The 12,457-nt window shown below is 61.4% G+C and carries 8 protein-coding genes; 5 read left to right on the forward strand and 3 right to left on the reverse strand.

Going from position 1 to position 12,457, the window contains the following annotated elements; genetic code table 11:
* Positions 1-13: 13 nt before the first annotated feature.
* Entirely contained in the window at positions 14-790 is a 777-nt protein-coding gene (locus K9B37_RS00655) for a CPBP family glutamic-type intramembrane protease (RefSeq protein ID WP_224310869.1), read from the reverse strand.
* A gap of 221 nt (positions 791-1,011) precedes the next feature.
* Between K9B37_RS00655 and K9B37_RS00660 the strand changes: the two genes are divergently transcribed.
* The 4 genes from K9B37_RS00660 to K9B37_RS00675 are packed head-to-tail and all read left to right on the forward strand — an operon-like array spanning position 1,012 to position 8,772.
* Positions 1,012-2,271, forward strand: coding sequence for an NHLP bacteriocin system secretion protein (locus tag K9B37_RS00660; RefSeq protein ID WP_224310870.1), 1,260 nt, complete (start codon positions 1,012-1,014; stop codon positions 2,269-2,271).
* A complete protein-coding gene (locus K9B37_RS00665; protein ID WP_224310871.1) occupies positions 2,268-4,463 on the forward strand; it encodes an NHLP family bacteriocin export ABC transporter peptidase/permease/ATPase subunit in 2,196 nt (731 codons plus the stop codon). The genes K9B37_RS00660 and K9B37_RS00665 overlap by 4 nt, the downstream gene beginning before the upstream one ends.
* Entirely contained in the window at positions 4,460-7,249 is a 2,790-nt protein-coding gene (locus K9B37_RS00670) for an NHLP bacteriocin export ABC transporter permease/ATPase subunit (RefSeq protein WP_224310872.1), read from the forward strand. Before K9B37_RS00665 ends, K9B37_RS00670 begins: the two co-directional genes overlap by 4 nt.
* Positions 7,246-8,772, forward strand: coding sequence for an AprA-related methyltransferase (locus K9B37_RS00675; protein ID WP_224310873.1), 1,527 nt, complete (start codon positions 7,246-7,248; stop codon positions 8,770-8,772). The genes K9B37_RS00670 and K9B37_RS00675 overlap by 4 nt, the downstream gene beginning before the upstream one ends.
* Here the strand turns inward: K9B37_RS00675 and metX are convergent.
* Both metX and K9B37_RS00685 read right to left on the reverse strand, forming a co-directional pair.
* Positions 8,741-9,871, reverse strand: coding sequence for a homoserine O-acetyltransferase MetX (gene metX / locus K9B37_RS00680; protein ID WP_224310874.1), 1,131 nt, complete (start codon positions 9,869-9,871; stop codon positions 8,741-8,743). The genes K9B37_RS00675 and metX overlap by 32 nt on opposite strands.
* Positions 9,871-11,859 (reverse strand): RiPP maturation radical SAM C-methyltransferase, encoded by a 1,989-nt coding sequence (locus K9B37_RS00685; protein ID WP_224310875.1) that lies wholly within the window; start codon positions 11,857-11,859, stop codon positions 9,871-9,873. The genes metX and K9B37_RS00685 overlap by 1 nt, the downstream gene beginning before the upstream one ends.
* Positions 11,860-12,056: 197 nt before the next feature.
* Here K9B37_RS00685 and K9B37_RS00690 point away from each other — a divergent pair, with 197 nt between their 5' ends.
* Positions 12,057-12,449: a Nif11-like leader peptide family natural product precursor gene (locus K9B37_RS00690; RefSeq protein ID WP_224310876.1), complete on the forward strand. Its 393-nt coding sequence runs from the start codon at positions 12,057-12,059 to the stop codon at positions 12,447-12,449.
* The last annotated feature ends 8 nt before the right edge of the window (positions 12,450-12,457 follow it).

Raw genomic sequence — 12,457 nt, forward strand, 5'->3', positions numbered from 1 at the left:
GATATGGTTTCGGTCAGGGCTGGAAGGCACTGGCCGCAAGTTGCAGCGGGAGATGGGCGGCTGCATGGGCCGCCATGGCGGCTTCGATCCCGAAGAGAACGTAGAGCCTTCCGCAGAGAATGCCGACGATGCCGTTGAGCAGGATCGCGCGTAGCACGATCATCGGCGTGATGGCCGTCAGAAGGCTGGTGAACGGCAGGTGGCCGATACCGAAGATGACCGCGGCAACGACGATTGCACCCCAGGTCATCCAGGGCGAAGGCGTACGATCCTTCGTGAACAGGCGGACGAGCAGGTAGGCAAGACCGGATACGAGAAAGAGGCGCATTAGAACCTCCTCGTTGATCCCGCCATAGAGAAAGCCCGTCAGGAGCCTGAGGCCCAACGCCGTGTCGATCCGCGGGGCGGCAAATGAGATCGGTTTGCCCTGAAATATCAGGAGATCGGCGAGCACGACGATGACCCCCGCCGCAACGCCGAGACCTGCGGCAACCGCCAGCGGCCGACCGAGAGGTGACGCCTTGGCGCCGCCGACAGCCTGCAAGACGAGAGGGGCTCCCGGAAGACGGATGGCACCGGCCGCGCGCAGCCCGAGAAAGGCAGTGACTCCGAACAGAAGGATCGTCTGAAGCGCCGCAATTGCCATGAGTGCTGGAGTTCCGACCGTATAGGACTGGCCCGCGTGTTCCCGTGCAGTGATCAGCAGGGGGAGAGTGCTCCAGGACCCGAGGAGACAGAGCCCGACCAGGACGGCCGCCGCACGCAGATGCAGGACGAGGGGGCGGCTCAAGGTTCGCATTCCGGTGAATGACGACGAAAGTTCAGATCTCCTGCCAAAACTTCGTATCCTGCCGCTGATTTGACCCGCATTCCTCATGAGCAGGCGGATCGATGATCCAATATTACAATGGTGCCGTCGACAAAAGTATACTGACCGGTTCAGTAAAGTGAAATCTTTACTCTGTAACGAATACACTTATTATTCGCGCAATTCATTCGCCGCGGTTGGAAATGCTTGAAACGAAATCTCCCCCTTTCGGAGTGAGGGAAGAGCCTATTCGGGATCCGGAGCAGCTCAACCGCGCCCTTCACCTCACATCCCCGTCGACCTGGATTGCCCTTGCCATTCTTGGGCTCTGCGTGATCACGATTCTTGGCTGGGGCATCCTCGGGCGCCTGTCCTTCTATACACAGGGCATGGGCATCATCCTGATGCAGCGGGGCGTGGTGTTTGACATCGCCGCCACCTCGACGGGGACCGTCAGCACCATCCACGTGAAAGTGGGCCAGCAGGTAGGGAAGGGAGATCTGCTGTTCACGATCCAGCAAGATGAACTCGCTGCACGGCGCCAAGCGGCGGCTCAGGCACTCAAGCAGCAGCAGGACGCGCTGGCGACCTATCAGGCCTCATCCCAGGCCGACATCGCCAGGCGCAAGGCCAATCTCCAGCAGCAGCTGCAATCCATGCAATCGAGCCTGAAGGACGCGCAGAGCAATCTCGCGCAGCTGCAGGATATCTATTCGGGACTTCAGCAGGAGCTTCAGCGGGGCTACACCACGCGCCCGCAGGTTCAGGCAGCGTTCGATCGCATGACGAGCGCCCAGTCCTCGATCCGCGACATGAACGACAAGATGGCGTCTCTCCAGACGCAACAGATCGAGTTCGAGGACGATGTGGCGCGCACCCTCGCCGATCTGCGCATGAAGGTGACGGCCGCTCAAGGAACCCTGCAGGATCTCGACGTGCAGCTCGAATTCAGCGGATCGATCCGCAGCCCCTCGAAAGGCTTCGTCACCGAGATCTCTACCCAACCGAACGCCATCGTGTCCTCGTCGAGCCAGCTTGCGGTGGTCGAGACCGGGGAGGAGGCGCTCGTCGTTCACGCCTATCTGCCGATCTCCGGCGGGAAGCGCGTCGCGGTCGGAATGGAGGCGCAGATCAGCCCGACCTCCGTCGAGCGCGATATCTACGGATCGCTTCGCGGTCGCGTGACGAGTGTCAGCGCTCTGCCAGTGACACGCCAGGGCTTGATGAACGTCATCGGCGACGAGGCCCTCGTGGCTCAGCTCATGGCAGCGGGCGCACCGATTGAAGTGCAGATGACGCTGGAAAGCGACCCGAATACGCCGAGCCGCCTGAAATGGACCTCTTCCTCCGGGCCGCCGCTGCAAATCACGCCGGGCACGACGGCGCAAGCCATGATCCGGGTGCAGCGGGAGCGGCCGATTGGTCTCGTCATCCCGCTGGCTCAGACTTGGCTTGACCTATGACGGCCGGAATTCTGCCAAGACTGCCTTTCTTCGAGCATTCCGATCGCGTCACGACGCCGACGGTGCTGCAGATGGAGTCGATGGAGTGCGGCGCCGCTGTCCTTGGCATCATGCTCGGCTACTATCGCAGGTTCGTGCCGCTCGAAGAATTGCGGGTGGCCTGCGGCGTCTCGCGCGACGGCGTGCGGATCAGCAATATTCTGCGCGCGGCAACCCAATACGGCATGAAGGGGGGCGGCTTGCAGCTCAGCGCCGATCAGGCGCTCCAGCTGAAGCCACCGTTCATTGCCTATTGGGATGCTAACCATTTCGTCGTCGTCGAAGGCGCCAACGCGCATCGAGTTTTCATCAACGATCCGGCCTTCGGCCGACGCAGCATCGGTCGCAAGGACTTCACGGATTCCTTCTCAAACGTGATCCTGCGCCTCGAACCCGGACCCGACTTCAAGCCAGGCGGACACCGCGGTCATCTCCTGACGACGCTCTATGCCTGGACGGACGGCTCGCGCCCCGCTCTCGGCGTCATCGCGGCCGTCACCCTGCTGCTTGTTCTGCCCAGCGTCCTTCTGCCAGCTTTTCTCAAAGTCTTCATTGACGAGATCCTGGTCAGGGGATTCAGCACCTGGCTGTTTCCGCTGCTGATCGGCTTCGCCTTGGCTGCCCTCCTGAGCGGCGCGCTCACATGGCTGCAGCAGACCATGCTTCTGAAGCTGCAGACGAAGTTCGCGATCACTATCGCAACACGGTTCATGTGGCATATGCTGCGTCTGCCGATCACGTTCTTCAATGACCGCTATGCCGGAGACATTGCCTCGCGCGTGCAATCGGCAAACCACCTTGCATCCCTCCTGTCAGGGCCGCTTCCCACCATGGCTGTGAACGCCATGACCGCGGTTGGCTATGCCCTCATCATGAGCCTCTACAGCCTGCCGCTGACCTTGATTGCAGGCGGGCTGACGGCGCTGAACGCCGTCGCGGTGAGTCTGCTCCAGCGTCGCCTGCGCGATCTCAATGCATCGCTTCTGAATACGAGTGCGAAGGCTTCTGGTGCCGCGATGGCGGGGCTGCGGTCTCTCGACAGCATCAAGGCGACCGGCACGGAGAACGACTTCTTCCGTGTCTGGGCCGGTTATCAGACCAACAGCCTCAACACCTCCCAGGAGCTGGGGCGGACGTCGGTTGCCTTGAGCGCCATACCGTCCATTCTGAGTCATGTAACCACGGCGATGGTTCTCGGCACGGGGGCCTTTCTGATCATTGACGGGCGGTTGAGCATCGGAGGTCTCGTCGCCTTCCAGATGCTGTTGGGCTATTTTGTCGGCCCCATTCAGCAGCTCATCGGGTTCGCGTCTCAGCTTCAGGAGGCGAGCGGTCACATGAGCCGCCTCGACGATGTGCTGAAGAACCCGCTCGATCCGATGCTGAAGGCTCTGCCCGATCCTTCATTGGCTCAGGACGGACCATCCCGGCTTCTGAGCGGGGATATAGAATTGCAAGGCGTGTCCTTCGCCTTCGGCAGCCTCGATCAGCCTTTCATCAAGGATCTGAGCCTGAAGATCCAGCCGGGGCAGCGGGTCGCCATCGTCGGTCGCAGCGGGAGCGGGAAATCGACATTGCTGCGCCTTCTGCTCGGGCTCTATCGTCCGGGTGCCGGTGCCGTCCTGTTCGATGGCAGACGGATCGAGGACATTCCCCGCGAGGTGCTGACAAGCTCCATCGCCTGGGTCGATCAGGACATCTATCTCTTCGAGGGCACGATTGCCGAAAATCTGACGCTCTGGGATCCGGCCACGCCATGGGAGGCGATCGTCCAGGCCGCCAAGGATTCCTGTATCCACGACACCATCATGAGCCGTACCGGTGGCTATGATGGGAAAGTGCAGGAAGGAGGGGGCAATTTCAGCGGCGGCCAGAGGCAGCGCCTGGAAATCGCTCGGGCGCTTGCGCGCCAACCGTCGATCCTGGTGCTCGACGAGGCGACGGCGGCTCTCGATACCTACACGGAGGAACTCGTCGACAGCAGTATCCGCCGCAGAGGCATGACCTGCGTGATCGTTGCCCATCGCCTGAGTACGGTGCGCGACAGCGATCTGATCCTGGTGGTCAAGGATGGCGCCATCGTCGAGCAGGGCACGCACCACGAACTCGTCGCGAAGAACGGCGAATATGCCGAATTGATTGCCTCCTCATGAGTATTCTCGACAATCTCCTGGGCGGGCAGGACAAGCTCGACGAAATCATTTCCGAAGACTGGGTCGATCCCGCAGCCGGCCTCGCGAAGGCGCTTGGCATCGCCAGCAAGCGGATGATCCTCGGCGGCAAGGACGCCTTCCCCTTGGTTCGAACTGGGCGCTGCTGGCTCGTTCTTTCCGGATCCATCAATCTGTTCTGGGAGGACAATGTCGGGCGCCTGTTTCTCGCGGAAATCGAGGCGGGCGGCCTTCTTGATGCCGTGACGGATAAGGATGGGGCAGGTCGTGTCCTCGCGGTGCCGAGCGAAGATGCAGAAATCGTCGAGACGACACGGGCAGATCTCTATGCGCTGCATATGGCGCAGAAGGATTCCGACCAGTTCGTCCAGGCATGGAGCATCTGGCTCTCGGCCTTGAAGGGGTTCCTGCAACGCGGAACCATGGTTCAGCCGCCTGCGGATGGGCAGTCACCGGCATCCACCTGGGACGCACCTCTGGACCGGCTGAATGCGACGCTGGCAGCGAGCGCCATGGCTGCGCGGGACAAGGTCTTGCGCGCGCGCCTGCAGCGCGTCCGGCAGTCTCAGAACGCAACGGCGCATGATTTCGCAAAGGGCCTCGGCAGCATCGCGGGCATCTTCGACCCCGATGCAAGCACGGTCTCGGAAACCGACCAGATGAGTCTTGCGGAAGCCGCCGCGACCGTCGTCCGCCATCTGAGCATCGATCAAGATGTCATCGTACCTGATGCGATGGAAACCTTGCCCGAGCCGGAAGCCATACAGGTCTTCGCTCAAGATAACGGGCTCCAGACGCGGAATGTGGAGCTCAACGACGAATGGTGGATGCAGGACCACGGGCCGCTCCTCGCCTTCCAAAACCCGGGCCGTCGTCCCTGCGTGCTCTTGCCGGCGCCAAGCGATGGCTATTGGGTCTCTACCGGGAATAAGCGCACCCTCGTCGATGCGAAGGTCGCCGAGAGCCTCGATCCGGCCGCTTATGCCTTCTATCCTCCGCTGCCGACCGGATTGCTGACGCCCTGGCGGATCTTCAGGTTCGGCCTTGGCGGCGGTCGCTTGGACGTTCGCAACACGATCGTCTGCATGGTCGTCGCCGGCCTCCTGTCCCTCATTCCTCCTCTCGCCATCGGCTGGCTGATGAGCCCGATCATTCCGGGCGCCGAGCGCGATCAGGTTTACGTGGTCATGCTGCTGCTCCTGACCACCGGGATCTCGGCGGCGCTGACCGCGATCATCCAATCTTTGGCGACCCTTCGCCTGGAAGGGCGTATGGACAACCGGATCCAGGCCGCCGTGTGGATCCGCCTGTTGAACCTTCCGGCGGCCTTCTTCCGTGATTATACGGCGGGCGACCTCGCCAATCGTGCCGACAGCATCAACAACATGCGCCAGATCCTTGCGCAGTCGCTCAGCCTGTTCCTGGTGAGCGGCATCGGCGCAGTGTTCAGTTTCGGGCTGATGTTCTATTACGACTGGCATGTCGCCTTGATCGTACTTGTCGTCTGCATTCTCTTCGGGATCGTCACCTTTACGGTGGGGCGGCAGGTCCTGGCCTATAACCGTCTGGCGCTCGACATGGGCGGCCGGATCCAGGGCCTCATTCTCCAAATGCTTGGATCCATCGGGAAATTGCGGGTCGCCGGTGCCGAACGGCGTGCCTTCCTGCAATGGCTCGATCTTTATCGTCGCAGCGTCCAGGTCGGCGTGAGGCAGCGGATTCTCAACAATCGGCTGCTGATCTTCCGCTCCATGTTCGAATACGTGATCCCGCTGATCGTGCTCGTGGTGATCGGCTATCAGATGGGCATTCTGCTGGCCTTCTTCCATTGGGATGATGCAGCGTCCGGAACTGCGACGGCGCCGCCTCTGAGCACCGCGCAGTTCGTCAGTTTCAACGTCGCGCTTGGCCAGTTCCTGGCATCCGCCTTTTCCTCGACCCGCGGCACGCTGCTCCTCGTGATGCTGCGCCCGCTCTATGACCGGGTGAAACCGATTCTCGTGGCCGAGGAAGAGCAACGGATCAGCCATGGGCATCTGGCGCCGATCAGAGGAGATATCGAGTTCAGGGACATTTCCTTCCGCTATGGTCCAGAAGAGCCCCTGGTTCTGCGCCAGCTTTCTTTCACCGCTGAACGCGGCAAGGTGACGGCCATTGTTGGCCCGTCAGGTGCGGGGAAGTCCTCGGTCGTGCGTCTTCTCCTCGGCTTCGAGATGCCGGAAACGGGCTCGGTGCTCGTTGACGGCAACGACATCCGCTTCATCAATCGCTGGGATCTTCGCCGCCAATACGGTGTCGTGCTCCAGGATGGCGGCCTCCTGAGCGCGTCGGTCTATGACAATGTCGCTGCCGGCCTGCCGTTCTCTCCCGAGGAGGTAACGGAAGCCTTGCGCGCTGCCGGCCTCGAAGAGGACATAAAGGCTTGGCCGATGGGACTGAGGACGGTGGTCGGCGACGGCTCGTCCGAAATCTCTCGTGGCCAGCGCCAGCGCCTGATGATTGCACGGGCCATCATCCGCAAGCCGCGAGTGCTTATCTTCGATGAGGCCACGAGCGCCCTCGACAATGTGGCTCAGATGGAGGTCACGAAAAACCTGAAGGCGATGGACTGCACCCAGATCGTGGTGGCTCACCGGCTTTCGACGATCATGGATGCGGACAAGATCGTCGTCCTCGATGCCGGTCGGGTCGTCGAGACGGGCACCTATATAGACCTCGTGGCAAAGAATGGTCTCTTCGCGCGGCTTGTCGAGCGTCAGGTCGAATGACCACAGCGCTTCTGTCAGCCTGGACCAGCCTGTGCCACCACTGCGACGGGATCGCCATCGGCACGACTATCGAGACGCTGGAGCGCGCCGGCGCGCTCGACCGGCTCCGCCGCGAGCCCATGTCGGCACCATTCCTGGCCGAGGCCTGCGGATTGATGTCCGGCTATGTCGCTCTCGCAAGTAAGTTGCTGCGGTCCCAGGGGTTGGCCGACATTGATCGAGGCATGCTGCGCTTAACCGAAGTCGGCTTGGACGTCCTCGCGGACCCATCCATCTTTCGCGGAGCGCAGGTCCGTATCGGCCAAGCGGCCGACCTCCTGAGAGCGCTCGTTCTGGGGAACTCTCCGGGAGGATCACAGGATATCGATCTCACGTCTTTTGACCGATCCATGGCGGAACGTTGGCGCCAACAGGCGCTCGGACCGCTCGCCGCCGCGGCGTGGTTTGGTCTCGACCGGCGGGGTGTGCTTCGTCGCTTGGGAGATCATTCTTACCGGGCCGAGGATAGTGCCGAACGAGAGGCTTTCCGCATTCTGAACCGGATCGGATGGACGGAGGAACAAGAAGACGGTTCTGTCCGCCTCACCGAGGTCGGATCCGCGGCTGCCGACCTTGTCGTGCAATATGCCTATCCGCTCTGCTATCTGCCGACCTTCGCATCCGTCCCGGATCTCCTGAAGACAGGTTCACGGCTTCCTCGCGTGGGTGGCGACGAGACCCATGTCGACCGATCCCTTGATATTGCCTTCAGCGGAGCCGTCTTCGCCAAGAGTTGTCGAGAGCCGTTCCTGAAACTCGCATTGCCGCTCCTCGATGCCGACATCGCCGATCAGCCCGTCGCTATCGTCGATACTGGCTCGGGGGACGGAACCGTGCTCGCCTCCCTGTTCGAGGCAATCCGCGACCGGACACGCCGTGGCCGTATGCTGGACCGACATCCCATCATTCTGATCGGCGTAGAGGTGAACGAGGTCGCGCGTCGCTCGACCGAAGAACGCCTGGCGCGTCTCGGCGTAGCGTCCAAGGCCATTCTGGGAGACATCGGAGACCCTCGGAGCATTGCCGAGGCGCTTGGCAGCATCGGAATCGATCCGATGCAGGTGCTGCACGTCAACAAGTCGGTCATTCACAACAGGTCGTTCCGACAGCCGAAGCAACGCTACGCCGTTCCGGAGACGTCCGCAGTTTTTGTCGGGCCGGATGGCGAATGCATTCCTGCGAACGCTCTCTTCGCCGATCTCGTCTCATTCTTTGCAGATTGGACGCCGTTCCTTGGACCGCACGGGATGATCTCGATCGAAGCGCATACGGTCGCGCCTGAACTGCCTGCTGCCCGTATCGGCCGCAATCTCATCACGCTGCTCGATGCCGCACACGGATATTCAGGTCAGTATCTCGTGGAAATCGACGTCCATCGTAAGGCGCAGGATTATGCCGGGTTGACCAGACGCGCACAGAACGACGTCGGCAGCGCCATGGTCGGCGCACCGATCATGTCGGTCGATCACCTCGTCCGCCGCTGAAATCGCCGCTCAAGAATGTCCTTAGGATAGGCTCCAGCCCGTTGAAGTCGTAGAGAAACGCGCCGTGACCGATGGGACTGTCGAGAATTTCGTGCCGGACCGGCACCGAACGAGGCTCGAGAGCTTCCCGGATCTCGTTCATTTCCTGCGATGGATAGCGCCAGTCCGTTGCATAGCTCACAAGCAGGAGAGGGGAGGTATAGCGCGCCAGGGCCTCCGCGACCGTGTCGTATTCTCGCGAGAGATCGAAATAGTCTATCGCGCGGGTCAGATAGATGAGCGCATTGGCATCGAGATTGCCCGCCCCCGCATTGCGACGCACGCGGGCAAGGAACTCCTCGATGGCGAATTCCGGCTCGAGCGTATAGCGGAGTGGCCGGTTTTCGATCGTTCTGAGCCCGAACTTTTCATGAAGAGCCTCGCGGCTCATCCAGAACAGAGCGCCCGTCATGGCAAGGAGACCGAGCCCGGCATCGGGGGAGGGCCCGTCATAATAGTCACCGTCGTTCCATGCCGGGTCGCTCATGAGGGCGGCACGCAGAACGCTCCAGAGGGCGGTATTGTGTGTGTTGGTCCGTGCCGTGGCGCTGATCACAACCGCACTGCCGACACATTCGGGATGCCGCGACATCCACTCGAACGCCTGGAAGCCGCCCATGCAGCCGCCGACGATCGCATGAAGCCGTTCGATCCCGAGCGCCGCGATCAATTGGCGCTGTGCGGCGACCATGTCGGCGATGGTGATCACGGGGAAGCGCATGCCGTAGGCCCGTCCCGTTGCCGGATCACGGGACATCGGCCCCGTGCTCCCGCCGAAGCTTCCGAGCACGTTGGGACAGATGACGAAGAAACGATCCGTATCGATGGCCCGGCCCGGGCCGATGGCCTGGTTCCACCAGCCGGCCCGACCCTTCTCGTGCCAGGGTGGACCGGCCGCGTGCTGATCCGCGGTCAATCCATGAAGAAGCAGGATGGCGTTGTCTCGCGCCGGCGATAGTGCGCCATAGGTCTCAAACGCGATGTCGACTTCCGAGAGGCTTTGGCCGGAAGCAAGCGTCAAGGCCCCGGCGAGCCGCAGGCGATCTCGGACGATCTTCATCAGATGGCGGCCAGAAGCTGTTCGACGGCATCTTCGCCTTGCATGAAGTAGCCGCCTGGAAAGGCACTTGGCGCGGGCAGAAGTCGGTGAGGACGCCAGAGGGGCAGGCTGATCAGGCGCGAGTCGAGACGGACAATGAGGCGGCGATCGATGAGTTCGTCGACCGAGCGGTCGATGGATGGCTCATCGCAGCCCATTTCGGTCAGTCGGCCACGGAGCTGAACCTCCGGAAGCGCGTCGTCGGCGAGCTTGAGGATCGTATGGGCGAGCCCGCTGATGCGGTGCTGACGCTCCACGGCGCACGCCCGCGTATCGTCGACGATGAGGGTGCCATCCTCCTCGACCATGGACAACATCGGCAGTGCTCCTTGCGTCCAGGCCCGAAACCACGTCCCGATGGCCTGCCGCGCAGCAGCGAGCCCGGGCCGGTCGATGGCGGTTACGGCGCCGGCATCGCGCGCGACTTCATCTTCGAAGAAGTAGACTTGGTTTTGTAGCGCGCTGTCAGGGAGCGGATAGGCATAGCGATAGAGTTCCGACGGTGTCAGTCGCAGACCATAGGATGACGGATTCGTGAAATAAGGGCTGTAGCGGTCGAATCTTAAGGTCACGGCGGCGCCGGGTTGAAGATGGGAAATCAGCGGAAGCCATTCGGCCATTTCCGCATACCAGGAATCCTCCTCGCCGGGGAAACCACAGAGCAGGCTCCAGCTGACCCTCACGCCGAGCTGGCGGCTCCATTTCAGCAGCTGGAGGTTCTGCGCTGCCGTGCAGCCCTTTCGCATAAGCCGCAGAACGCGGGAGTCGAGGCTCTCGATCCCGGGCTGGATCCAGCGGACGCCGGCCGCCGCGAGTGTCTCGATCTGCTTCTTCTTCATGTTCGATTTCACTTCGAAGAAGATCGAGAAATCATGTCCTTCCTCGACGAGGCGTGGCATCACCTTGTCGAAATAGCCCGTGTCGAGGATGTTATCGACCGCCTCGATCCGGCGCACCTGATAGCGCTCTGAGAGGCTGACCATGTCGTCGACGACTGTCTCCGCTGGCTTAGACCGATACGACATGGTGCCCCCATTGAGGCCGCAGAACGTGCAATGGCTCTTTGCTCCCCACCAGCATCCTCGCGAAAACTCCATCGGAAGGCCGGGTATGATCTGCGGTGCGTAGAGCGATTGTGACAGTTCCTCGAAGTAATCGTCATAATCGGGCAGGGGAAGCGCGCGAATGTCGTCCGTCACGGCTCTGGGCGTGCCATCACCTGTAGAGGTCGAAGGATAACCGACCGTTCGATGAACAGGCGCAAAGACCCCGAACGGCACATCTTCCTCCCCTAAATTACGGCCCTTCATGAGCATGCGCTCGACGAGAGGAACCATGAAGCCGTCGGCCTCCCCGGATACGACGAAATCGACCCAGGGAAATTGCTTATGGGTCGTGCGCCCCATGACGGATTCGCAATTCGCGCCACCGATGATCGTGACGACATCCGGGGCAAGCTCTCGGACGCGGCGCAGGAGCGCCAGCGACGCAACATGCTGCTGAAAGGTAGATGTGCAGCCCACGATGCGTGGATTGCGGGAAAGAATCTTGCACGCCGCCCAATCGATGAAGTCGACCATCTGCTCGCGCAGGGAGAGGAGTTGGTCACGATCAAGGCTTTTGCGACCGCGACGTGGGTTGCGCTCGTCGAGGCGCTGTAGGAAGCGATCGTGGTCGGGATGGAAATCCGGGAAGGCGGCGGCTCCGAAGAGCCAGTCGACGACGGCTTCCTCTGGCCTGATGCTCTCTAGGGCGCGATAATTCTTGATGCCGGCATATTCCAGGAACCACAGGCTCGGATAGAGAACCTTCGACGAGATGCCGGCATCAGTCAGAAGCGCCTTGAGAAGGCCGAGAGCGATCGAGGGGCGCTCGACGCCGGAAAGAGGCATGTTGACGAGGCAAACGTCAACCCCTGGAGCCGGGCAATCCTCGAGGGAGACAGTCACTCGTTCCGGCTCCTGTTGCGGCAGATGACCAAATGTTGGCCGAAATTACTTAAGAACATTCCAAGATGCTTGACTGCCTCTCGGGCGTCAGCTTACCTTGTCTTTAATATATTCCGCAAGGTTTCCGCACCTTCCAGGGATATACCCTCCACGCTTTGAATCCTTTCATCAGTGTATATCCCCTCCAGAGGTGATCTATGGCAGTCGAAGACGCTGAGCGTTTTGCGAACGACCTTGTTGGCAACAAGGACCTGCTTGCCGAAGTAAAGCAGCATGCAACGGGCCTTGCATCCGTCGTGTCTGTTGCGAAGCAGCATGGCTACAACTTCACGATCGATGAGGCGAAGAAGTACATCCAGTCGCGCAGCCCGCAGGAGCTGACGGATCAACAGCTCGATGCGATCGCCGGCGGTAAGAAGCATCACTCCAGCGTCGCGACGAGCACTAAAGTTGCTCAGACGGCCTATGTGGCCAGCAGTGCCGTCGAGGCGGCTGAAGTCGCAACGAGCGCTGTGCAGGTTGCAGAGGGTGCTGTCGACGTGGCGGCAGCGGCCGAAGTCGTCGCCGTGGTCGCAGCTGTCCTAACCTGATCTCTGCC

This window comes from Microvirga puerhi (genome assembly GCF_020089865.1).
In the GTDB taxonomy this organism is placed as follows: domain Bacteria; phylum Pseudomonadota; class Alphaproteobacteria; order Rhizobiales; family Beijerinckiaceae; genus Microvirga; species Microvirga puerhi.

Bases quoted from the DNA above. Each gene is read 5' to 3' on its own strand.
- K9B37_RS00660 (WP_224310870.1), top strand. From the start codon at position 1,012: ATGCTTGAAACGAAATCTCCCCCTTTCGGAGTGAGGGAAGAGCCTATT.
- K9B37_RS00665 (WP_224310871.1), top strand. From the start codon at position 2,268: ATGACGGCCGGAATTCTGCCAAGACTGCCTTTCTTCGAGCATTCCGAT.
- K9B37_RS00670 (WP_224310872.1), top strand. From the start codon at position 4,460: ATGAGTATTCTCGACAATCTCCTGGGCGGGCAGGACAAGCTCGACGAA.
- K9B37_RS00675 (WP_224310873.1), top strand. From the start codon at position 7,246: ATGACCACAGCGCTTCTGTCAGCCTGGACCAGCCTGTGCCACCACTGC.
- metX (WP_224310874.1), bottom strand. From the start codon at position 9,871: ATGAAGATCGTCCGAGATCGCCTGCGGCTCGCCGGGGCCTTGACGCTT.
- K9B37_RS00690 (WP_224310876.1), top strand. From the start codon at position 12,057: ATGGCAGTCGAAGACGCTGAGCGTTTTGCGAACGACCTTGTTGGCAAC.